22 protein-coding genes and 2 pseudogenes are annotated in these 22,953 nt (G+C 45.9%); 12 read left to right on the top strand and 12 right to left on the bottom strand.

All coding sequences use genetic code 11. The features are described 5' to 3' along the window. Window positions 1-235: 235 nt before the first annotated feature. From E2B99_RS05370 to E2B99_RS05355, 4 genes are read left to right on the top strand one after another with little or no spacing between them, the layout of a single operon-like run. Window positions 236-730 carry a DUF3592 domain-containing protein gene (locus tag E2B99_RS05370; protein WP_134243930.1) on the top strand — a complete coding sequence of 165 codons (495 nt, stop codon included), beginning with the start codon at window positions 236-238 and terminating at the stop codon, window positions 728-730. A gap of 22 nt (window positions 731-752) precedes the next feature. After that, a complete protein-coding gene (locus tag E2B99_RS05365) occupies window positions 753-1,142 on the top strand; it encodes a hypothetical protein (protein ID WP_134243929.1) in 390 nt (129 codons plus the stop codon). Beyond that, complete coding sequence (locus E2B99_RS05360) at window positions 1,139-1,468, top strand: hypothetical protein (protein WP_134243928.1); 330 nt, start codon at window positions 1,139-1,141, stop codon at window positions 1,466-1,468. The genes E2B99_RS05365 and E2B99_RS05360 overlap by 4 nt, the downstream gene beginning before the upstream one ends. Before the next feature lie 50 nt (window positions 1,469-1,518). Next, complete coding sequence (locus tag E2B99_RS05355; protein ID WP_134243927.1) at window positions 1,519-1,983, top strand: GNAT family N-acetyltransferase; 465 nt, start codon at window positions 1,519-1,521, stop codon at window positions 1,981-1,983. A 24-nt stretch (window positions 1,984-2,007) separates the two neighbouring features. On the opposite strand, the gene E2B99_RS05350 is transcribed toward E2B99_RS05355, so the two are convergent. The 5 genes from E2B99_RS05350 to E2B99_RS05330 are packed head-to-tail and all read right to left on the bottom strand — an operon-like array spanning window position 2,008 to window position 7,702. Then, on the bottom strand, window positions 2,008-2,655 hold the full coding sequence (locus E2B99_RS05350) for a nucleotidyltransferase family protein (protein WP_134243926.1): 648 nt from the start codon (window positions 2,653-2,655) through the stop codon (window positions 2,008-2,010). Continuing rightward, the gene (locus E2B99_RS05345) at window positions 2,630-3,904 is read right to left on the bottom strand and encodes an XdhC family protein (RefSeq protein ID WP_134243925.1); all 1,275 of its coding nucleotides are present in this window, start codon (window positions 3,902-3,904) and stop codon (window positions 2,630-2,632) included. The genes E2B99_RS05350 and E2B99_RS05345 overlap by 26 nt, the downstream gene beginning before the upstream one ends. A gap of 35 nt (window positions 3,905-3,939) precedes the next feature. Next, window positions 3,940-6,159 carry a xanthine dehydrogenase family protein molybdopterin-binding subunit gene (locus tag E2B99_RS05340; RefSeq protein ID WP_134243924.1) on the bottom strand — a complete coding sequence of 740 codons (2,220 nt, stop codon included), beginning with the start codon at window positions 6,157-6,159 and terminating at the stop codon, window positions 3,940-3,942. Further along, complete coding sequence (locus E2B99_RS05335) at window positions 6,156-7,190, bottom strand: FAD binding domain-containing protein (protein ID WP_134243923.1); 1,035 nt, start codon at window positions 7,188-7,190, stop codon at window positions 6,156-6,158. Before E2B99_RS05335 ends, E2B99_RS05340 begins: the two co-directional genes overlap by 4 nt. Beyond that, window positions 7,187-7,702, bottom strand: coding sequence for a 2Fe-2S iron-sulfur cluster-binding protein (locus E2B99_RS05330; RefSeq protein WP_134243922.1), 516 nt, complete (start codon window positions 7,700-7,702; stop codon window positions 7,187-7,189). Before E2B99_RS05330 ends, E2B99_RS05335 begins: the two co-directional genes overlap by 4 nt. Window positions 7,703-8,023: 321 nt before the next feature. On the opposite strand from E2B99_RS05330, the gene E2B99_RS05325 reads away from it, so the two are divergent. After that, entirely contained in the window at window positions 8,024-8,686 is a 663-nt protein-coding gene (locus E2B99_RS05325; protein ID WP_205669638.1) for a CAP domain-containing protein, read from the top strand. A gap of 75 nt (window positions 8,687-8,761) precedes the next feature. Here E2B99_RS05325 and E2B99_RS05320 read toward each other — a convergent pair whose 3' ends face one another. Beyond that, window positions 8,762-9,625 carry a metal-dependent hydrolase gene (locus tag E2B99_RS05320; RefSeq protein WP_134243921.1) on the bottom strand — a complete coding sequence of 288 codons (864 nt, stop codon included), beginning with the start codon at window positions 9,623-9,625 and terminating at the stop codon, window positions 8,762-8,764. 326 nt (window positions 9,626-9,951) lie between these two features. Between E2B99_RS05320 and E2B99_RS05315 the strand changes: the two genes are divergently transcribed. The 5 genes and pseudogenes from E2B99_RS05315 to E2B99_RS15075 all read left to right on the top strand — a co-directional run. Then, window positions 9,952-10,701: an electron transfer flavoprotein subunit beta/FixA family protein gene (locus E2B99_RS05315; protein ID WP_026470790.1), complete on the top strand. Its 750-nt coding sequence runs from the start codon at window positions 9,952-9,954 to the stop codon at window positions 10,699-10,701. Window positions 10,702-10,723: 22 nt separating this feature from the next. After that, complete coding sequence (locus tag E2B99_RS05310; protein WP_134243920.1) at window positions 10,724-11,656, top strand: electron transfer flavoprotein subunit alpha/FixB family protein; 933 nt, start codon at window positions 10,724-10,726, stop codon at window positions 11,654-11,656. Window positions 11,657-11,853: 197 nt separating this feature from the next. Continuing rightward, the gene (locus E2B99_RS05305) at window positions 11,854-12,261 is read left to right on the top strand and encodes a hypothetical protein (RefSeq protein WP_134243919.1); all 408 of its coding nucleotides are present in this window, start codon (window positions 11,854-11,856) and stop codon (window positions 12,259-12,261) included. A 287-nt stretch (window positions 12,262-12,548) separates the two neighbouring features. Then, a pseudogene (gene gyrA / locus E2B99_RS05300) lies at window positions 12,549-15,021 on the top strand (DNA gyrase subunit A); the annotation flags it as partial. A gap of 92 nt (window positions 15,022-15,113) precedes the next feature. After that, window positions 15,114-15,611, top strand: a pseudogene (locus tag E2B99_RS15075) (DNA gyrase C-terminal beta-propeller domain-containing protein); the annotation flags it as partial. Between the two features lie 75 nt (window positions 15,612-15,686). On the opposite strand, the gene E2B99_RS05295 reads toward E2B99_RS15075, so the two are convergent. Next, window positions 15,687-16,451, bottom strand: coding sequence for a ZIP family metal transporter (locus tag E2B99_RS05295; RefSeq protein ID WP_134243917.1), 765 nt, complete (start codon window positions 16,449-16,451; stop codon window positions 15,687-15,689). Between the two features lie 119 nt (window positions 16,452-16,570). On the opposite strand from E2B99_RS05295, the gene serC reads away from it, so the two are divergent. Together serC and E2B99_RS05285 are read left to right on the top strand one after the other, a co-directional pair. Further along, window positions 16,571-17,650, top strand: a complete 1,080-nt coding sequence (gene serC, locus E2B99_RS05290) for a 3-phosphoserine/phosphohydroxythreonine transaminase (protein WP_134243916.1) — start codon at window positions 16,571-16,573, stop codon at window positions 17,648-17,650. Between the two features lie 38 nt (window positions 17,651-17,688). Continuing rightward, window positions 17,689-18,234: a GNAT family N-acetyltransferase gene (locus tag E2B99_RS05285; protein ID WP_134243915.1), complete on the top strand. Its 546-nt coding sequence runs from the start codon at window positions 17,689-17,691 to the stop codon at window positions 18,232-18,234. An 85-nt stretch (window positions 18,235-18,319) separates the two neighbouring features. Here E2B99_RS05285 and E2B99_RS05280 read toward each other — a convergent pair whose 3' ends face one another. The 5 genes from E2B99_RS05280 to E2B99_RS05260 form a co-directional block, all read right to left on the bottom strand. Next, window positions 18,320-19,444, bottom strand: a complete 1,125-nt coding sequence (locus E2B99_RS05280) for a transglycosylase SLT domain-containing protein (RefSeq protein ID WP_134243914.1) — start codon at window positions 19,442-19,444, stop codon at window positions 18,320-18,322. Between the two features lie 217 nt (window positions 19,445-19,661). Then, on the bottom strand, window positions 19,662-20,141 hold the full coding sequence (gene greB / locus E2B99_RS05275) for a transcription elongation factor GreB (RefSeq protein ID WP_134243913.1): 480 nt from the start codon (window positions 20,139-20,141) through the stop codon (window positions 19,662-19,664). 113 nt (window positions 20,142-20,254) lie between these two features. Then, window positions 20,255-21,244: a patatin-like phospholipase family protein gene (locus E2B99_RS05270; RefSeq protein ID WP_134243912.1), complete on the bottom strand. Its 990-nt coding sequence runs from the start codon at window positions 21,242-21,244 to the stop codon at window positions 20,255-20,257. A gap of 244 nt (window positions 21,245-21,488) precedes the next feature. Further along, complete coding sequence (locus E2B99_RS05265) at window positions 21,489-22,124, bottom strand: superoxide dismutase (RefSeq protein ID WP_026470778.1); 636 nt, start codon at window positions 22,122-22,124, stop codon at window positions 21,489-21,491. 153 nt (window positions 22,125-22,277) lie between these two features. Then, a complete protein-coding gene (locus E2B99_RS05260; protein ID WP_134243911.1) occupies window positions 22,278-22,880 on the bottom strand; it encodes a peroxiredoxin in 603 nt (200 codons plus the stop codon). Window positions 22,881-22,953 lie beyond the last annotated feature (73 nt).

Below are 22,953 nucleotides of genomic sequence, written 5' to 3'. Positions count from 1 at the left end.
AATTACGCAAAATAATTCGGTACTATTGAACATCAGGACTAGAGTTGTGAGTTTGGTGTGGTAACTCAACTGATGGCTCTAGTCCTCTTATTTTTCAAGTCAATTGCTTATCCGCGATTCGGGTTAGCTATCAAGCACACATAAGAAATTTTTTGCAAAATCAAAATAGTGGGTAGTTGATGGGTCTGCTGCTATAATTTTTGCCAAGATTAAAATTATAACAGCAGGTTGTTACATGGCTGACCTTTACGCTTCCTTACGGTCTATTGTTGATCAACCTCAAAAGCTATTTCAGATCATCTTTAAAGTACTCAAGTATTTGTCTTTAGCATGCCTGATTTTTTGTGCAATTGGTTTAACGCATGCGATCAAACGCGTTTATCCACTCTGGGTTAATGGCGCTGTAACGCAAGGGATTATTGTGGCGTATCAGCCAACAAGTTGGCATCAGCACAGTAGTACAGGAGGCAGGGTTGTCACCACACAATTGCCAATCGTTGAATTTACAGTAAATAAAAAACCTGTCCGATTTACCGATCATTTTGGCCATGACATTCAGCATTTGCAGGCGACTGTGCCTGTAATCTATGCAACTAATAAACCAGAGTTAGCGATCATGGATAAAGGCCCTTTGAAAAACTGGCTCGAAGTTTATATCTGGCTCTTTGGTTTGCTATGTGGCGTGCTGGGGTTAAAGCGCTTTAATCAAATTCGTGTTAGTGATCTTTAAGGATCAGCGGGTAGATAATAATATGCAAAAGCCGGATTATCTTTATCATGGTTCGCCCAAACAACTTGAGGTATTAAAACCTGCTCAGGCAACTGGTTTTAGCGGGGCAGGTGACAATGAAAATGCCGTTTATGCAGTCGCACACTATGAATTAGCGGTTGCCTTTGCGCTTAGTTTAACAGCGCAATCTGATACTGCCGTGTTTTCAGTGAATACTGAGATGAATCCACCGATTATCCAGTTAAAAGACACTTTAATTGACTGGCATAAAACTGGTTATATTTACAGGTTACCTTCAACCTCATTTCAATTAATTGCCCCAGACCAGTGGGTGTCTTATACGGCGGTAAGACCTGTAGAAGTTTTTAAAATCAATCCAATGGATTATAAAAACTGGATCACTTTATTATGACTATACAAGACCATCCCAGCTTTGCTGCACAGTTTCAGCGCCTGTTTATTTGGGCATGGCTTATTGATACAGGTTTGTTTGCAGGCAGTTTATATAGCCTTAAACATCACTATATGATGCTGGGATGGACGCTTGCGGTTGGCTTTGGTGTTTTCACTGTATTTATTCTGGGTTATGGCTATTATCAGCTCTTTAATATAACTTGTCCCAATTGCGGTGGTTTAACGACCACCCAAAAAGATAATGCGCAGCAAATCTGGATAGCAAAGTGCAAACATTGCAACGTCGCATGGAACTTGAAAATAGGGACGAAAAGAATTGATTAATGCGCTGTTTAAATTATCCAAAATGGCTTTTAGGGCAGTGATTAAAACCTATGAAAATTCGTGACTTTCAGCCCGCTGATGCACAGGCTTTGTACACCATTTTTTATGGAGCGGTACATCAAGTTGCCCGCAAAGATTATAACTTTGAACAATGTAATGCTTGGGCACCACTTGATTATGACCAGCACGCATGGATATCGTGTCTTATTAAAAACAAGCCTTATATCGTAGAGCAGCAAGGCCAGCCTGTTGCCTTTGCAGACTTACAGGACAATGGTTATATTGACCAGTTTTTTGTATCCGCGCAGTTTCCCCGACAAGGCATTGGCGCATATTTAATGCAGCATTTATTGCAACAGGCAGGGCTGAACAACATGCCGCTATTATCTTCAAATGTCAGTGTTAGCGCACAACCATTTTTTCAGCATTTTGGTTTTTTCATTGTGCAGCAGCAAATGCCCGTGGTGCGTGGTATTGCCTTGTCTAATACATTGATGCATAAAGTTTTGCTGTAGAAAAACCACAAAATAAATAAGCGTTTAATCAAGCCAGCCATTTTGCCGGGCATGCTGCAATGCCTCAGGGGTATCAACATCAAAGGCAAGCTGTGGTACAGGCATTTTTATTAGTTTTTCTGCCTGCTGCATCAGCAGTTTTTTTAGGCCCGTATCACCTGCCAAACGCTCACTGTGCTGTAATAATTCTGGCTGCACAATCGCAGGAATGCCGATGGTGTCACTATATTGGCTGACGATATTCATCTCCGGATACTGGATATTTTGCTGAACCAGTTGTTGTAAATAAGCTGAATCCAGCAAGGGCTGATCAATCCCAACAATCAGCACAGGCTCATGATGATTTTTCAGACACCGGGCACCCGTTCGTAATGAACTTGCCATACCTGTATCGGCTTGTGCATTAAACACCAGCTGGATGGGCAAGTCTTCAAGCAGAGAAGAAATTTCAACAGTATGATTAGCAATCATCATAACGCATTGTGGATTTAAGGAAGTTGCAAGTTCGGCCACATGGCGTATCAGCGGCTTGCCATTTTTTAGTAATAATTGTTTGGGTTGTCCTAAGCGGCGGCTTAATCCTGCAGCCAGTATCAACACCGCCAGATTTGCTGAATTATTGATTTCAACAGGACTGGAAAACGGGTTATTCGGCATGAATGGAAAGGTCACGTTGTTTTAACATTTTGCCGCTACGCTGGTTCATCACTGCAGTTATTTCTGCCATGATTGCCAGTGCAATAGCTTCAGGCGTATCTCCACCTATGTCCAGTCCAATCGGGTAATGTAAGGCTTCTAGACCTTGGTCAATCTGGCTGGGGTCAGGCAAACTTTGCTGAATTTCGGCAACCAAACGTTCGGTACGGTAACGTGGCCCAAGCTGGCCAATATAACGCGGTGGATTAAGTAACATCTGTTTGAGCCAGTGACGATCCTGCGCCAGACTATGACTCATAATGGCTACAGCAGCACCATTGGTTAGGCTGGTTAATTCAGCCAAGGCCGCAGTGTCCTCTAAATCAACAGCTTTTAAGTCAATGCAGCGCACATGGTCGGCATCCATAAAGCGTTCCTTACGAGCAAAGTGCGGTCTGCTGTCAATCACGCTCACATGCCAGCCCTGCATTTTTGCCATGCTCACCAGTGGCTGGGCATCATGTCCTGCCCCAAAAATCACCAGTCGGTTGGGTGGCCCAACATATTCCAGAAATACCTGAATGGTGCCCTGTGTGGTTTGATAAGTCTGATGCAGGCTTTTTTGCCGGGTTAGGGTAAAAATCACATCGTTATGCAGCATCTGATGCAAGTTGCGATCAACTGGACTATTTGTTTGGATAATCCAGCGTAATTCATGCTGTACGGGATCAAGCAGCAAACGGTCGCCCAGTTGCAAGGTCGTTTCTTTACTGTTGCTTTTACGGTTAATTGGCTGACTGCTAATGACAGTAGCAATCACGCCAGCACGCTGACTGGCCTGTACATGACGCAAGAGCTGGCTAACGGCAAGCATGGCTGGGCTGTTCAGGCGTTCAAACAACACGCTGACTGTGCCATTGCAACCTAGCCCAAAGGCAAGAGCTTCATCGTCATCCGCTTCAATATCATTCCCATGGTGATCATGGATACCCTGAGTTTTGGCATAAGCATCAGGATCAGTGTAAAAATCAGCGTAGCCAGTGTGATAACGCTGTAATGCTGGGCGGCCATTTCGGGTCAGCCACTGGGCTTTTTTGCAGGCTTCACTTTCCAGACAACCACCGCTAATCGTGCCCACAGGCTGACCATGTGACCAGATCAGCATGCGGGCACCGGGACGCCGATAAGCCGAGCCTTCCACCTGCACCACGGTGGCCATGACCGCATCATCCTGCTGGAGTTGTGCCTGATCAATAGCATAAAGCAGGGCAGTCAACTGGCTCATGGCATTACTCCTGTGGCTTGCGATAACATGGGCACTTAGAGCGTAGGAAGCTGATCAAGCAGCTTGTCCAGTGTGAGCGGATAGTCATAAATGCGGATACCGGTTGCGTTATAAATTGCATTGGCAATTGCCGCACCTGCGCCAGAAATCCCCAATTCACCCAAGCCTTTGGCATGCAAAGGGTTGGCATAAGGATCGCGTTCGGGTAAAAACACTACATCAATCGGCGGAATGTCCGCATTGACCGGCACGTGATATTCGGCAAGGTCATGATTGACCAGACGGCCATTGTGCGGGTCATGCAGGAGTTCTTCCATGAGTGCTGCACCAATGCCAAAAATCATGCCGCCATAACATTGCGAACGTGCCGTTTTTTCATTGAGAATGCGTCCGGCTGCAAACACACCCAGCATGCGGCGAATCCGGGTTTCACCTGTCACCACATTCACGGCCACTTCGGCAAAGTGTGCGCCATAGCTGGCCTGGGTATATTCCTTGGTGGTTTTGCCTGGTTCAATCTGGCCCATGGCAACAATATTTCCCTGAATTAGCTCGGGAATTGACTTGCTCATGCCATTGCCGCTGGCTATTCCGTCTTGCAGCGTTAGATTATCTTCTTCAACACCCAGCGTTTCTGCCAGCACTGCACGGATTTTTTTGCAGGCCATATATACTGAACTACCTGAGCTGCATGCCCCCCAGCTACCCCCAGACCCTGCAGCAGGTGGAAAGTTGGTATCGCCCAGCCTGACGTCTACCTGCGAAACCGGCAGTCCCAGCAGATCGGCAGCAATCTGGGTCAAAATGGTATAGCTGCCAGTGCCAATATCGGTCATGTCCGTCTCGACAATCGCCTTTGCATCCGGTGTCAGGGTCACACGCGCCGCCGATGCCTTAAGATCGTTACTGCGGGTGGCTGAAGCCATGCCCATACCAATCAGCCAGTCACCTTCACGCTGTGCGGCAGGTTGTTTATGCCGTTTTTCCCAGCCAAAATGCTTGGCACCATAATCCAGTGTGTCAGTCAGTTTGCGGGTAGAAAAGGGCACTCCCTTACTGGGGTCTATGGCTGGGTCGTTGATTTTGCGCAATTCCACTGGGTCCATGTTCAGTTTTTCGGCCAGCTCATCCATGGCACATTCCAGCGCCAGCATGCCCACTGCTTCACCCGGTGCGCGCATGGAACCGGCCAATACCTGATTCATGCGTACCATTTCATATTTAACTTCACGGTTTTGGCCGCTATAGGCAAAATGGGTGGAAACCGCTGTGGGTTCAAAAAAGGTTTCACCGGGCAAATTGGTGCAGATGGTATTATGAATAATGGTATGAATCCGTCCATCATGATTGGCACCCAATGCCACACGCTGACGGGTATTGGTACGACGCACGGTACTTTCAAATACCTGAGTCCGGTGCATTACCACCTTAACGCGGCGCTGAAGCTGTTTGGCAGCAATGGCAGCAGCAATTGATTCGGGCGAGATACCCAGTTTGGAACCGAACCCGCCACCCACATAACGTGAAATCAGGCGGACATTATCCGGTTTTAAACCCAAAGCATCACAAATCTGCTGCTTGCAGGAGGACAGCATTTGCATAGAGCAATGCAGGATAAGCTGATCGCCATCCCACTCGGCAATCGTGGCGTGCGGTTCCATGGCAGCACTGTTCTGGCTAGGGGTTACATAAATGGAATCTACCTTAACTGCCGCAGTGGCCAATCCTTCATCCGGGTTATTTTTATACTCGGGCTTGTCATTGCCTGAGGTGATCGGTTCACGCTTGCCAAGCTCTGCAATAAAGTCAAAGGCGCCCTGTTCCTGTGTGTAATGAACTTTAAGTGCTGCTGCACCTTCACGCGCTGCTTCAAACGAGGTTGCCACCACCAGCGCAATTGGTTGGCCAAAATAATCAACGTCTTTCACACCCTGCGTGGGTGCTTTTTTCTCGCCACCCTGCTGCGAGTTGCGAATAAATGCCTTGAAGTCAGTGATGACAGCCACCACGCCATCAATTGCAGTTGCGCTGCTCTCATCAATGGATTGCACTGTACCTTTGGCAATGCTCGCACTTACCAGATAACCATGCAGTGCTTCACCTTCAAAGGTATATTCGGCCGCATAAGTGGCCTTGCCGCTGACTTTAAGTGGCCCTTCAACCCGGCTTAATTCTTCGCCCACACAAGGATTGGGAACACGATCCAGCAGTGATTCTACGGCCTGATCCATTACGAGTTGAGAAGTCTCGCTCATTGCAGTTCTCCCTTGCAGGCATCAGTTAGTACAGACAGCAAAACCCGACGGGTTAGCGCTATTTTAAAATCATTATCGCCCGAACCCTTGGCATCCTTGAGTAGCAGATCGGCTGCCTGATTAAATAACTGCGGGCTGGCAGGCTGACTACATAGCAATTGTTCTACGTCTTTATTGCGCCATGGTCTTACCCCAATCCCGCCAAACGCCAGCCTTGCACCATGAATCTGGCCTGACGTGGCATCTATCACGGCAGCAACAGACACCAGCGCAAAGGCATAGGAAGCGCGATCACGGACTTTACGGTAGGCATGTTGTCCGGCAGGTGGCGGCGGTAAGATAATATGGGTAATCAGTTCACCTGTTTCCAATACAGTTTCACGCTCAGGATGATCTTCTGGCAGCAGATAAAAGTCCGCCAGTGCAATATGCCTTGTAGTGCCGTCAATACGGCGGGTTTCTACACGGGCATCCAGTGCTTGCATGGCAACCGCCATATCGGAAGGATGCTGCGCAATGCAGTGCTCACTAATTCCCAAAATGGCATGCATGCGGTTACGGCCTTCGCGTGCGGGGCAGCCTGAACCGGGAATACGCTTGTTGCAGGGGCTGTTGGGTGAATAAAAATAATAGCAGCGGGTGCGCTGGAGCAGATTACCGCCTGTGCTGGCTTTGTTGCGCAACTGGCCGGAAGCACCTGCCAGCAAGGCGCGCGATAGCACTGCATAGCGCTCACGAACCAATGGATGCGCTGCAAGGTCGCTATTGGTCACCATCGCGCCAATCTTCAGGCCACCATCTGCTGTTTGTTCAATATCCGTTAAAGGCAGACGCGAAATATCAACAAGGGCGATTGGGGTTTCTATTTGCAGTTTCATTAAGTCCAGCAAATTAGTGCCACCGGCAATGTATTTTCCACCCTGACTCCCCTGTATCTGATTGTCATCCCAATGATCTGCGTCAACCTGACTGGCAAGCAGGTGAGGTGCCTGTTCAGGCGTTTCGGCACGAAAATAAGCAAAGGTTTTCATGTATTGTCCTCACTTAAGGCACTGGCCGCGACACGCTTAATGGCCCTGACAATGTTCGGATAGGCTGCACAACGACACACATTACCACTCATACGTTCAGCAATTTCTTCATCGGTGAGAGGAGGCTGACCATTCAGTGAGTGGGTCACATGGCTGGGCCATCCCTGTTTTAATTCTTCAATCATGCCCATAGCCGAGCAAATCTGGCCCACAGTACAATAGCCACACTGATAGGCATCTTCTTCCACAAAGGCTTCCTGCATGGGAATCAATGCACCGGGCGCACCCATGCCTTCAATGGTAATGATTTCGTCATCCTGATGCATAACTGCCAGCGTCAGGCAGCTATTAATCCGTCTGCCATTAACCAGCATGGTACAAGCCCCGCACTGACCGTGATCGCAGCCTTTTTTTGAACCCGTTAAATCCAGATGTTCCCGGCATAGATCCAGCAGGGTAGTGCGTATATCCACCTCAACTTCATAATTGGTTCTATTAATATTAATTTTCATAGCAAACCTCTGTGGCTACTTTTGCTAAAAGTATTTGTATGGCTAAAAGGCAGTGTGCAGGCTTGGCTTCATTCCATTGAAACGTTATATTAATCAGTGGCTGGCCCAAGTTTTAAAAAACAATAACTGGATAAAAATGAATTGGCATTAAATTTTATAAAACAGCTACATAATGCTGTTAAAGGATTACTGAGCAGTAACGATATGGTTGAATAAGTGGTAATGATTTTTAAGCGAGCAAGGTCTAAAAGTCATTAATAATTGTTCAATAATGATCTGGAAAAATCATCGCATAACTGCGCTAGCAACAGGGAGTTCATAATGAAAATTGCCATGGAAACGCAAGTTCAACCGTCTACTGGCCAAAGTGCTCTTACACATCTGAGCTCAGCAACGCTAATACTCTGTGGTGCATTGATGCTGGCAGGCTGCGGTGGTGGCGGTGATTCAGGCTCAGGCAATAGTGGTTCGAACAGTAGCAATACACCAACGCCCAATAATCCAGACCCTGCACCAGCGCCAGACACCACAACAGGCAGTACGGCTTTATCCCTATGTGGTAACAGCACAACCGTGCAGCAGTTGGTGGACAAAATCAATGCAGTCAGGAGTCAGAGCCGTAGCTGTGGCAGCACATTTTATCCGGCAGTCGGCGCGCTGACCTGGAATACCCGCCTTGCCAATGCGGCGCAAGGCCATTCTACTGATATGGCCAATAACAACTATTTTGCCCATGAAGGCTTAAATGGCAGCACCATTGGCACTCGTGCCAGTGCAGCAGGCTATAATTATCGGGTGGTTGGTGAAAATATTGCAGCAGGATATAACAGTATTGATGAGGTCATAACAGGCTGGATTAATAGTCCCGGACATTGCGCCAACATGATGAATGCCAGCTTTAAGGAGTATGGTATGGCCTGCGCCAGCAATCCGAATTCAACCTATAAAACCTACTGGACGCAGGAGTTTGGTGCGACTAACTAGAAAAATAAACTGATCCAAATAAAAAGCCTGATCAATCAATTTAATCAGGCTATTTATTTGACTATTAAAACTGTTTCAATGAATGGCAGCGCTTGCCACTTCTTTACTAATTTCCTGATCAAATAACTGTTTACGCCAATGGGCAGTAATTTGTGTACTGTCATGCTGATTAGGATGAAAGTTGTCCTGATAATAGTCCAGATAAGCAGGCACTAGCGTGGTGAACACATCTTTCAACTGCTTAAAAGCAGTAATGTGCTGACGCCACTGCTTGCGGCCCACCGGATCATTCAGCAATAGCTTAAAGGTGAGATAGCTAATGCGGGACAGGAATGTTGTGGTGATAATCCGCATAATACGCTTACGGGTGGCCTGATCTGCAAAAATTTCCTGATACACATCAAATGCCACCGCCTTGTGTTCGGTTTCTTCCAGCGCATGCCACATCCATAGCTTGGCAACCCGTGGATTTAACTGACGGTGAAAGTCTGGATGCTCTAGCAGGTACTGCGCAATAATAGCCGTAAAATGCTCCAGTGCACAGGTAACAGCCAATTGCTGCTTATGATTCAGCTTGCTTTTGGCATATTCAATTTTTTCATATTCGCTGTCCAGAATAGGCTGAATATTAAGACCCAGACCCTCAACAAAACGGTTGAAATCTTCATGCGCATGGCTATGCATGGCTTCCTGGCCAATAAAGGCAGACACATCCTTTTGCAGTGTGTCATTTTTGATCTGGTCACGCACATTGCGCACGCTATGCACAAAGAATCGCTCACCATGCGGAAAGGTGAGTGACAACGCCGTTAGCAGGTAGGAAAGTAGCGGATTATTATCAAAGTAATATTTGGGAGTGGCCGCAAAATCAAAAGACTGGCGGCGCACCTGAATGCTTGAGGTGCCGCGTGTATTGGCAGGAACATTGCTACTGGTCATGATGGCATTCCTCGTTTTATAGGTAGAATGAGGGCAGTAATGCAGTATTGAATGTAAACTAAATTAGACAATTGATATTGTCAATAAACTTCTGCTGCAATTTGTATAAATTCAACTGCTCAGATTAACTAAAGACCTAAAGCCATCAGGGACACGGGTTTTGTGTCATTTTGTGCAAAAAGCGCTGTTAATTGCTGGTTTTTTTTAGTCTATTGGGTTTTCTGACTTGACCTGTTTACGCTCACATAGCAAGATAACGCACCATTTCCACATCGGGGTGTTTTGACACTTCCGTTTCATTGATTAGCTAAAAAGCCGAGGATTCCATGAAGGCTCTTGTTGCTGTTAAACGCGTTGTCGATGCCAACGTCAAAGTTCGCGTAAAAGCGGACAAGACTGGTGTTGATTTAACCAACGTCAAAATGTCTATTAACCCATTTTGTGAAATTGCTGTTGAAGAAGCAGTACGTTTAAAAGAAAAGGGTGCGGTTACTGAGATTGTGGTGGTTTCTGTAGGCCCACAAGCTGCTCAAGAACAAATTCGCTCAGCACTGGCACTGGGTGCTGACCGCGGTATTCTGGTTCAGACTGATGATGAAGTTGGTGCTCTGGAAGTTGCCAAAATCCTGAAAGGTATCGTTGATCAGGAAAAGCCGGAAGTTATCCTGCTGGGTAAACAAGCCATTGATGACGACAGCAATCAGGTAGGCCAGATGCTGGCTGCACTGATGGGTGCTGGTCAGGGTACATTTGCCTCTGAAGTTAAAGTTGAAGGCGGCAAGGTACAGGTTACCCGTGAAGTTGACGGCGGTTTGCAAACTGTTGAATTGGCCCTGCCAGCAATCATCACCACCGACCTGCGCTTGAACGAGCCACGTTACGCTGCACTGCCGAACATCATGAAAGCGCGTAAAAAGCCGCTGGATACCAAATCTCCTAGCGACTATGGCGTAGCAACCGGCACCAAGCTAAAAACCATTTTGGTTGAAGCGCCTGCTGACCGTAAAGCCGGTGTTCAGGTTAAATCTGTTGATGAGCTGGTTGAAAAGCTCAGAAACGAAGCTAAAGTAATTTAATTTTCGGTAAGGAATTCAAACGATGAGTATTCTGGTTTACGCCGAACACGACAACAATTCTATTCTATCTGCAACTTTAAATACGGTGACTGCTGCGCAAAAGATTGGCGGTGACATTCATGTATTGGTTGCTGGTCAAAATGCACAGGCTGCTGCCGATGCTGCTGCCAAGATTGCTGGTGTAAGCAAGGTATTGCTGGCTGACAACGCTGCCTATGGTCACCAGCTGGCTGAAAACGTTGCCAAACTGATTGCTGACCTTGGCAAAAACTATAGTCACATTCTGGCACCTGCAACTACCACTGGCAAAAACGTTCTGCCACGTGTTGCTGCGCTGCTGGACGTGAGCATGGTTTCTGAAATTATTGCCGTAGATAGCCCTGATACTTTCAAGCGCCCAATCTATGCTGGTAATGCTATTGCCACTGTTAAATCTGAAGAAGCCATCAAGGTAATCACTGTACGTGGTACTGGCTTTGATGCTGCTGCTGCCGAGGGTGGTTCTGCTGCTGTTGAAGCTGTTGGCACCGTTGAAGATGCTGGCGTTTCCAGCTTTGTTGGCGAAGAACTGGCCAAGTCTGACCGTCCTGAACTGACCTCTGCCAAGATTGTTGTATCTGGTGGCCGTGGCGTAGGTTCTGGTGAGAACTACTACAAAATCCTTGAGCCTCTGGCTGACAAGCTGGGTGCTGCGCTGGGTGCGTCCCGTGCTGCGGTTGACGCTGGTTTCGTACCAAACGACCTGCAAGTGGGTCAAACTGGTAAAATCGTTGCGCCAAGCCTGTATTTGGCTGTAGGTATTTCTGGTGCTATCCAGCATTTGGCTGGTATGAAAGATTCTAAAGTTATTGTTGCCATCAACAAGGACGAAGAAGCGCCAATCAATGCCATTGCTGATTACTGGTTAGTCGGTGACTTGAACACCGTTATTCCAGAACTGGTTAGCAAGCTGTAATTTTCAGATTTAGGTCTGAACTAAAAACGCCCCGGGTTTACCTTGGGCGTTTTTTTATGGTAAAAGTATATTAATAAATAGACCACTTGCATTAGTCAAAAGTTAAACAACAGACTTTGGCTTTTAAGGGGTTGCTTAAAATATAAATCATTGAAACCCCACTTACGTAAGAAGGGCAGTGTTTAAAAAGGTGTGACGTGTTCAAGCATAAAAAAATACTAAATGATCCTCTATTTGCTCGCATAAATCTCTTACTCATTGGCATAGCTTGGACTATTGGTTTTTTTATTGCGCCTTTTATATTAATGTCAAATGCTCAACCTTCGCCTCCTTTTGTTATGGATGGCTTATTAATATTGGTATTGATTGTAGGGTTAGCAGTATTATGGGGATGCCTAGTCTTCTATGGTTTATATTTAATATGGAAAGCATTGGTTAGTTCCGATCAAAGTTTGGCGAATTATTCTGTATATGATTTACCCACAGGAGTAGATTTTATTAATTTATTAATTCTTTTGCTAACAATTTTGGGTCTAGGTTTTATTGCTTTTATATTAACTCTTTTAATCCGATGGTTTAGACCTCATGGATATTCTCTGTTTTAAACTTAGGCTTGAATGGGCGTATTATTCATAATATAAGAGGTCTGTTAAAGTATGGGTAGTGCAATGAAAGACATACTTTTGTATTAAAAAAATGCAGAATATAAGTTATTGAAATATAATAATTAAAAATAAAAAGACCTGCAATAAAATTTAGCTTATATTCAGCATTTATGTTAAAATCCTTTAACTTTTTATTGTAACGTTTTTACTGTTTTGAGTTTGTATATTAAAGCGGTAGGCGACTGATTTGAATTCTAAATAGGCGAAAAGCCAGTAAAGGAGTGGGCATGAGCGTATCGGAAATTCTCCCGATTGCGATTGAGGATGAACTCAAACATTCTTATCTTGATTATGCCATGAGCGTCATTGTATCCCGTGCACTGCCAGATGTGCGGGATGGTTTAAAACCCGTTCATCGCCGTGTTTTATTTGCCATGCATGAGCTGGGAAACGATTACAACAAAGCCTATAAAAAATCTGCGCGCGTGGTGGGTGATGTTATCGGTAAATATCACCCGCATGGTGATACAGCCGTTTACGATACCATTGTTCGTATGGCGCAGGACTTTAGTTTGCGTTATTTGCTGGTAGATGGTCAGGGTAACTTTGGCTCGGTGGATGGTGATAGCGCGGCAGCCATGCGTTATACCGAAGTGCGCATGACCCGGCTGGCGCATGAGTTACTGGCTGATCTTGAAAAAGATACTGTGGACTGGGAAGACAATTACGACGGTTCCGAGCGTATTCCTCAGGTAATGCCCACCCGGTTTCCCAATTTGCTGGTCAATGGTGCTGCTGGTATTGCAGTGGGTATGGCCACCAACATGGCACCGCATAACCTGACCGAGGTGATTAATGCCTGTCTGGCCTATGTGGACGATAGCCATATCACCATTGAAGGCCTGATGCAGCATATTAGCGGCCCTGATTTCCCTACAGGCGGAATCATTTACGGTAAGTCCGGCATTGTGGATGCTTACCGGACTGGTAAAGGGCGTTTGCATATCCGTGGTAAGTATCATTTTGAAGAAGATGAGAAAACCGGACGCACGACCATTGTCTTTACTGAAATTCCGTATCAGGCCAATAAGGCGCGGGTGATTGAGCGCATTGCCGAGCTGGTAAAAGAGAAAAAGCTGGAAGGCATTTCCGAGCTGCGTGATGAATCCGATAAGGACGGCATGCGGATTGCCATTGATCTAAAGCGCAATGAAAACGCAGAAATTATTGTCAATAACCTGTTCCTGCATACCCCCCTACAAAGTTCTTTTAGCATTAACATGGTTTGTCTGGATAATGGCCAGCCTAAATTAATGAACCTGAAAGACCTGATTGCGGCATTTGTCCGTCACCGTCAGGAAGTGGTTACCCGCCGTACCATGTTTGAACTGCGTAAGGCACGTGAACGTGGTCATATCTTAGAAGGCCTGGCAGTTGCGCTGGCCAATATTGACGACATTATCGATACCATCAAAACCTCTGCCAATCCGGGTGAAGCACGGGAGCGCTTGCTGGCGGGTATGTGGCAGGCGGGTGGTGTTCTGGCTTTGCTGGAAAAATCAGGTCATCAATCTATCCGTCCTGATGAAATTGAAGGTGAAGATTTAACTAAACCGTTTGGTTTGACTGAACAGCAGTATCGTTTGTCACCTGCTCAGGTTGCAGCCATTTTAGAATTGCGCCTGCATCGCTTGACTGGTCTTGAGCAAGACAAGTTGCTGGGCGAATACAGTGAAATTCTGCAGCAGATTGCTGAGTTACAAGCCATTCTGGATAGCTTTGAATTGCTGATGGATGTAATCCGTGGTGAGTTGCGCGCTATTCTGGAGCAATATGGCGATGGTCGCCGTACCGAAATTATTGAATCCCGTGTTGATTTTTCACGTGAAGACTTAATTCCTGAAGAGCAGGTGGTACTGACCGTATCCAAAGCAGGCTATGCCAAGACTCAGCCATTGTCCGACTATGCAGCACAGCGTCGTGGTGGCCGTGGCAAATCTGCCACTAGCATGAAAGAAGATGATTTTATCCAGCATCTGGTGGTGACTTCAAACCATGCAACTGTGCTGTGCTTTACCAATGTCGGTAAGGTATATAGCCTGAAAGTCTATGAAGTACCGCAGGCATCACGTGGTTCGCGTGGCCGTCCAATGGTCAATTTATTGCCACTGGAAGCCAGTGAAACCATCACTGCCATTTTGTCGGTTATTGATATCCCTAAGAAATTTAAAGAGCGTTTTGTCAATTTTAAAGCCTTTGTTAAGGCACAAAGTACGCTACTGCAATCAGAAGCGTTAATTGCTGATCATTTCCCACAACTTGAAGCAGTACTTTCAGGCTTGAGTGAAGACAGTGTTGATGACTTACCGGAAACATTGAAAGAACCGCTAAAAGCCTTGCATGCCCTGTTGAATGAGCAGTTAAGTACGCCAGCTGCCGAAGGTGAAACAAGCTATTCCCCAGTGCTGACCCAATTTGCAGCGCAGGTAGAAAACATTGTTAAAAACTACTATGTGTTCATGGCCACTCAATGTGGTACGGTGAAGCGGGTTGAGCTGGAACAGTTTAGTAACGTGCGTTCAAACGGCTTACGTGCCATTGAACTTAACGGTGATGACACGTTGATCGGGGTTGCCATTACCGATGGCGAGCAGCAAATCATGCTGTTCTCCAATGAGGGCAAGGCTATTCGTTTCTCAGAAACGGATGCGCGAGTTATGGGCCGTACCGCCAAGGGTGTGCGTGGCATGCGTATTGGCGGTGTTCAGGAAGTGGATCAGGAGCTGGAACAGGATCAGTTACCTGATAGCGATGAGCAGGAAGACAATGAGGGAAGCTGTGATAGCACGGGTGCCCGCATTGTTTCATTGGTTGTTGTGCCGGAAAATGGCGAAGTACTGACGGCTTGTGCCAATGGCTATGGTAAGCGTACCCCAGTGGGTGATTACCCAACCAAAAAGCGTGGTGGTAAGGGCGTCATTGCCATTAAGACCAGCGAGCGAAATGGCGAGCTGGTAGGTGCGGTAGCCATTGATGAACATCATGAACTGCTACTCATTTCCAACGGCGGTACACTGGTGCGTACCCGTGCTTCAGAAATTGCAACCACAGGGCGTAATGCCCAGGGTGTGCGCCTGATTCGTGTGGATGAGGATGAAGTGCTCGTAGGCGTTGTGTCGCTGGATGACATCGACGATGTGGAAGATATTGCCGCTGATGATGTAAGCGCTGATGATTCTACTGCCGATAGTATGACTACTGGTGAGCCTGCTGCTTATAGTGAAGCAGAATTAATCACTGGGCAAGATCAGATAGAAGCTGATGAGCAGGATACTGACTCTGCTGACTAGATCAGGCTAAAATAAAAAAAGGACGTCCGGCTTTGGGACGTCCTTTTTTTATGACTTTAATTTTATAATAATGACTTAACCACCCAGTTTGGTGAGCATAAAGGCGGTTAAAAAGCCTAATACGGTGATCAAACCGGTCCAGTCATGCGCGGTTTCAAAGGCTTCTGGAATCATGGTGTCGGCAATCATGGCCAAAATCGCGCCAGCCGCAATAGCCGTGGTGGCTGCAATCACCTCAACTGAAAATGCATTAAACACGCTATAACCGCTAATGGCCGCGATCCCGCTAATCAACATAATCCCACCCCAGATTCCAAAAATATACAGCTTGGAGCGCCCGGCTTTTTTCATGCCTGCTGCACTGGACATGCCTTCTGGGATATTGGACAAAAAAATTGCCGCCACAGCCACCAGACTTACCTTGCTGCCTCCCAGCATGGATAAACCAATGACAATGGATTCAGGAATTCCATCCAGTAAGGCACCCACAGCAATGGCTGCTCCACCATTGGATTCTGTCGTAGATTGCGCTTCTTTAGCCTGCTGATCACCCGAGCGCTTACGATGCTTGGCGCCATATTTGGCCAGCAACCAGTTGGCCACTGTGTAGATCCCGGCACCCACTACAAACCCCAGCGCGGTGGCATTAAAGCCACCCTGTTTATAGGCTTCATCCATCAATTCAAATGACAGGGCAGAAATCAAAACCCCGCTACCGAAGGCCATAATGGCAGCAATCAGACGGGATGGAACTTTAAAAAAATAACCAATTGCTGCGCCAATCAATAGTGCAAAACCAGCCAGCCAGCCCCATAGTCCAGCCTGTAACCAGATTGGCATGTATTTTTCTCCTTAAATCATAGCGTGTAAGGCCAGTTTTAAAAAAACATGGCTACTTACACAAGAGGTTTTATGCTTAAATAGTGCTTCTTTTTTTCTTGTTTTTATAAGGAATATCCATGCGCGCGTATAATTTTTGCGCCGGCCCAGCGGCTTTACCCACTCCTGTACTTGAACGTGCCCAGCAAGAACTGGCTGACTGGCATGGTCGTGGCTTATCCATTATGGAAATGAGTCATCGCAGCAGTGATTATGTTGCCGTGGCACACAAGGCCGAAACAGACTTGCGCACATTGCTGAATATTCCTGACAACTACAAAGTATTATTTTTACAGGGCGGCGCTAGCCTGCAATTTTCGGCGATTCCGTTGAATTTGCTGGGTAAAAATGCACGGGCTGATTATGTGCATACGGGTATCTGGTCTGAAAAAGCCTTAAAAGAAGCCCAGCGTTACGGCGACATTAATGTGATTGAAGCGGGTCGCACCATTGATGGTAAGTTTGCCATTGCACCCCAGAGTGAATGGCAGCTTAGTGACAACGCGGCTTATTTGCATTATGTGGACAACGAAACCATTGGTGGTTTGCAGTTTGATTTTATTCCAGAGAGCAATGCGCCACTGGTAGCTGATTTTTCATCCAGCATTTTGTCTGCACCCCTAGATGTGAGCAAGTTCGGCATTATTTATGCGGGTGCACAAAAAAATATTGGTCCGGCTGGCTTAACCATTGTGATTGTGCGGGAAGACCTGCTGGATCAAGCCCGTTCTGATATTCCAAGCATCTTAAAATATAGCGACCAAGCCAAAAACGATTCGATGGTAAATACGCCTGCCACCTTTGCCTGGTATTTATCAGGGTTGGTATTTGAGTGGCTATTGGAGCAGGGCGGTGTTGCAGCCATTCAGCAGGTTAATCTGCAAAAAGCCAGATTGCTTTATGATTATATTGACCAAAGCGATTTTTATGCCAATCCGATTGCCCTTCAGAATCGTTCCATTATGAATGTGCCCTTTACCTTAAAAGACACTAATCTGGAAAAAATCTTTTTAAAAGAAGCTGAAGGTGTTGGGCTATTAAATTTGGCAGGCCATCGTTCGGTGGGTGGAATGCGCGCCAGCATTTATAATGCGGTTCCACTAGAAGGTGTACAAGCACTGGTGGCATTTATGCAGGAATTTGCCAAAAAACACGGCTAGGTTTTGTCGTGATTCATAGCAAGTATTTAGCTTAAACCATGATCACGCTAAATTTTCGGCCAGCCACTATGCAGGATGCTACTGCACTGGTGGCACTGATCAACCGGGCTTACCGGCCTGAGCCGGGTCAGGAAGGCTGGACGCATGAATCTGGCTGGATAACTCAGCAGCGAATTCATTTAGAGCAACTTCAGGATTTGCTGCAAGATCCAGTTAATCATTTGCTGGTTGCAACTGCTTTACCAACTGAAAACCATAATCAGCAAATTGTGGGTTGTGTGCTGTTAAGCAATACATCACCAATTGTGCAGATTGGCCTGCTGACTGTTGATCCTGATTATCAGGCGCAGCAAATCGGCAGATTGTTGCTAGACTATGCCGAACAACAGGGCCGTGAGCTGTATCAGCCTGAATGGTTTGAAAGGTCTGTGGTACATACCCGTCAGGAACTGATTGCCTATTATGAACGACGCGGTTATCAGCACACTGGGCAAATCAAGCCTTATCCCGTAGATCAAAACGTGGTTATATACCGAGAGAGCTTGCATTTAATCATCATGCAAAAGCCTGCTTATAGTATATAAACGATAAACGCACAAAGTAAAAAAAAGCCCTGCATGATCAACAGGGCTTTTTTATTTTGAAGCATATTCCAGCGTTATCTCTCAACTAGATATGAGCCAGTTGCTGATTCTGCTTGATATTTTCCAGATATGCCCGAATACGGGTCACATAGGTAATACACTGTTTGTAACGTGGATTAGCCCGTGAATTACTGGATAAATATTGATATACATCCACCCAGCTATTGGGATTGTTGCCTTTGCGTTTAACCGTAGCACGGACTTTATCCAGTGCACCAGGGCCCATATTGTAGGCTGCCAGAGCAAACCAGACCTGATCCGGCTTGGCAATATGATTATACTGGGTCAGCATCATGCGGAAATATTGTGCACCGCCCTGAATACTTTGCGTCGGGTCACGGCGATCTACTACACCCATTTCCTTGGCGGTATCCTGAGTGAGCATCATTAGTCCAGTCACCCCGGTTGGCGATACTGAGGCTGGATTCAGATAAGATTCCTGATAGCCAATGGCTGCCAACAAATGCCAGTCCAGCTGATGTTTTTTAGCCGTTTTCTGGAAACTGGCTTTATATACTGGCAAGCGTGTACGGATGTCACGATAAAAAACCTGTTGTGCGGTTTTATTCATCACATTACGGTCATAAAACGCTGCCAATTTCGACAGAGTACCTTGTTGCTTATTGCTGCAAATAAAGCCATTGGCTGTGGCAGCAATAGGGTCAGTTGCGTCCTTGAATGACCAGCTTAAATTGGTACTCAAGCCATACTGGCTTAAAGTTTTCTGGTCACCACAACTAATATCCAGTGCAATCAGGGATTTTTTCTCAATTAAGTCTGGCTGGGCAGTGGTCAGGGCAAAATCGGCCTGACCTTTTTTAACCATGTCCAGCGCAGCCGCGCTACTGGATGCAGTCTTAAACTTAAAGTTGACATTCAGGTCATTGGCATAGGCACGTGCCAGGTCATAGCCAAAACCGTGCAGGAACTGGTCTTCCTTAAAAAAGGTGCTACTGCCTTCAACACCAACGACAGTCAGGGTTTTCTTGCCCACAACTTTGTCATACTGGGTGACAGGACTACTACTAAAACTATGTAAGGGAAGAAATACGGTTGAAAGTAAAGCAATACGAAACGTGGAAGAAAATCGGTTTGACTGAAAAAATGCAAAAGCAGGCTTCAAACTCAAACCGCCGGAGCTATGGCGCATGGGTGTCTCCATCTTACGCTAGACAATGCACCTGAGCAAAGGGATGAACAGGTTGCACTAACTAATGGCTGAGGTACGGCATCGCATGACGTCATTCCAGACGACAAAACTTGGGTTAACCTTAGGGTTAAGGTTATTTATTTACTGATTGTTACAAATTAACAATTCAGGTGATTAATTTCTGAGCTGAGAATACTAGACTTTTATAATGCATTTGTCAAATTTTGTATGAAACGTGCGTTACTATGTAATTTGCTCGCTGATTGTGAGGTAGTTGCACAAAAACTTCATCGTCGACTTGCTTGCCCAGTAAGGCGCGTGCCAAAGGGGATTCAATACTAATCCAGTGTTTTTCAGGTAAAAATTCATCTGACCCTACAATACGGATTTTTAAAATTTCTCCTTCATCATTTTCAAGTTCCACGAAAGCGCCGAAAAAAATCCGCTCCGGCTGATCCGGTAAACGATCAATCACTTTTAAATCAGGTAGTCTTTTTTGTAAAAACCGGATGCGTCGGTCAGTTTCACGCAACAATTTTTTGCCATAGATATATTCTGCATTTTCTGAACGGTCGCCCAGTGCGGCAGCTTCACTGACAGCCCGGGTTAGTTCTGGCCGCCGTACACGCAGCAAGTAGCTCAGTTCATCAGAAAGGGTTTTATAGCCTTCAGCGGTAATATAGGGTGCTCTGGACATAGGTATTGCTTATAAAATCAAATCGTGGGTAATTTTAATTCACTCAAGGTACATAGCCAGTGAAATGACGGTGTAGCAAACCGTTTATTCAACAAGACCCATGTTTGTACCTGTTAAGGTAAAGTCTGGATGACAGGCGTACTTTGCTGTGCCAGCTTTTGCCGCGCTGTTTCAAGGGCATATTTAATCTTGTCCATCTGAAATAGCGTTGCTTCCTCACCAGCCACAATATTTTGCATTCGCGAATCAAGGGAAAAAATATGCTGTTTTTCCTTGATATTGGGCTGGATTACGATATCAGCGTCTTTGAGTTCATACGACGCCAGCCGGTTTTGCATCACGTTAATATTCTGGTTAAACAAACCCCAGATATTGGTCGTAGGGGTATTTTCCGGTTGTGCCAGAATATTTACCGCAATAATGACATCGGCTCCCAGACTTTTAGCCACTTCTACAGGAACAGGGCTAACCAGACCGCCATCAACATATTGTTTCTTGCTGATTGAAGCAGGCACAAACATGCTGGGAATAGACACTGAAGCACTGACTGCCTGTCCGGTATTTCCATAATTAAATACAGCGCGTGTCCCCGTTTGCAGTTCGGTTGCTACCACAAACAGTGGAATATCCAGTTGTTCCAGCGAGCGATTGTTGACTTGCCTGTTAACAAAATCAGCCACTTTTTCACTGTTAAAAAATCCTTGGCGGCTTAGGGTAATATCGCGCACATCGGAGCTTTTTAGGCTACTGGCAATTTTGTCCATCTGGGCTGCATTTTTACCGCTGGCATATAAGGCCCCAACAATACTTCCTGCGCTAGTGCCTACAATCAGTTGCGGTTTAATGCCATAGGTTTCCAGAATACGGATTACACCGATATGGGCATAGCCGCGTGCGCCACCACTGCCGAGAACCAGTGCTACCATCGGCTGGTTTTTACCCAGTTTTTGCCTTAACGCCAGACCTGCCTTTTGTAATTCATATTCACGCGCATCTGCAATTTTTGTGATGTTGACAGGCGAGGGGGGCGTAGCCATATGACTACAGCCGCTAAGCAACACACTACTGGCCAGCAGCATGGAAGTTAAAGTATGGCGTTGCATGAATTTAAAGAGCGTAATAGTACAAGGAAGGAAAGCTTTTTTTGGCATAGGCAAGTGTATTGGCAATCAATTGATAGATGAATGAGCCAGATTATAAAGATAGCCTACAAGTTGGTTATAGCAGGATTCGGTAAATAACGTTATTACAGGTAAATGAATTAATAAGAATAAAGTAAAAAGCGGGTATAAAAAAACAGGCCAAAAGACCTGTTTTTTTGTAGATAAAAACCTGTTGCTTTTGAGCTTACTTTTCAACACCAGCAGGCTGGCCAGCCAGTTTGGCATTGACGTAGTCCCAGTTGATCAGGTGATCAATAAAGGTGCTAATGTATTTAGGACGTGCATTACGGAAATCGATATAGTAAGCATGCTCCCACACGTCAATGGTCAGAATAGCAGTTTTGCCATGCGCCATTGGGTTGTCGCCATTGGCAGTTTTCATAATGGATAAGTCGCCATTGACCTGATCAGCAACCAGCCATGCCCAGCCAGAACCAAACTGGGTCGTTGCAGCTTTGGTAAATTCTTCAACGAATTTTTCATAGCTACCAAATGCAGCATTGATTTTATCGCTAACCGGGCCAGTAGGTTGACCACCACCATTAGGTGTCATGCAGTTCCAGTAAAAAGTATGGTTCCATACCTGGGCTGCATTATTGAAAATACCCGCTTTGCTTGGATCAGCAGCATCACCGGCTGTTGCACGGATAATCTCATCCAACTCTTTATCTTCAAGGTCAGTGCCCTTGATCAGGTTGTTCAGGTTGGTGACATAAGCCTGATGATGCTTGTCGTGGTGATATTCCAGTGTTTCTTTGCTGATATGCGGCTCAAGTGCGTCATGAGCATAAGGTAAATCGGGTAAAGAAATTTGTGTCATGGTGTTTTCCTTGCGTTCGCTGGGAAATTGATTTTAAAAACAGCATGTTTTCGTAAAACTGTCGGTTTCAAGTATGCCATGCTGTATGCGTGGTACAAAAGCATTAAAGTTTTGTAGTTTAGTATTAAAAATTAGATACTAATCATTCAGTGCTTATAGCGCAGTGGCATGTTCAGACAGATAAGAAGCCACACCAGCAGGCGTTGCTGTCATGCCTTTATCGCCTTTTTGCCAGTTGGCTGGACACACTTCGCCATGCTGTTCGGTAAATTGCAGTGCATCAACAATACGGATAATTTCATCAATATTACGGCCCAGTGGCAGGTCATTGATAATTTGTGAACGTACAATGCCTTCTTTATCAATAATAAATGCACCACGGAATGCAACGCCACCCGCAGACTGTACATCGTAGGCGCGTACAATATCCTGTCTGGTGTCGGCAGCCATGGTAAATTTAACCGGACCAATGCCACCCGCGTTCACCGGGGTATTACGCCATGCATTATGGGTAAACTGGGAGTCAATCGATACACCTACCACTTCAACATTGCGAGCCTTAAATTCTTCAATCTTGTTATCAAGCGCAATAATTTCAGATGGACAAACAAAGGTAAAGTCCAGGGGCCAGAAAAATACCAGCGCATATTTGCCTTTGCTGGCGTCGCTAAAGCAATAGGAATCGACAATTTCGCCATTGCCCAGTACAGCGGCCACATTAAAATCTGGTGCTGGTTTTCCAACGAGAACTGCCATGTATTTCTCCAAAATTGTTTAAAAATCAATCAGATTTTTGCTGTGAAAAAGAACTGCATTACCATGCCGTAAC

The sequence above is a fragment of the Alkanindiges illinoisensis genome, assembly GCF_004377485.1.
Taxonomy (GTDB): domain Bacteria; phylum Pseudomonadota; class Gammaproteobacteria; order Pseudomonadales; family Moraxellaceae; genus Alkanindiges; species Alkanindiges illinoisensis_A.
The sequence above is the reverse complement of the archived record's forward strand: the minus strand, read 5'-3'. Positions and strand labels throughout refer to the sequence as shown.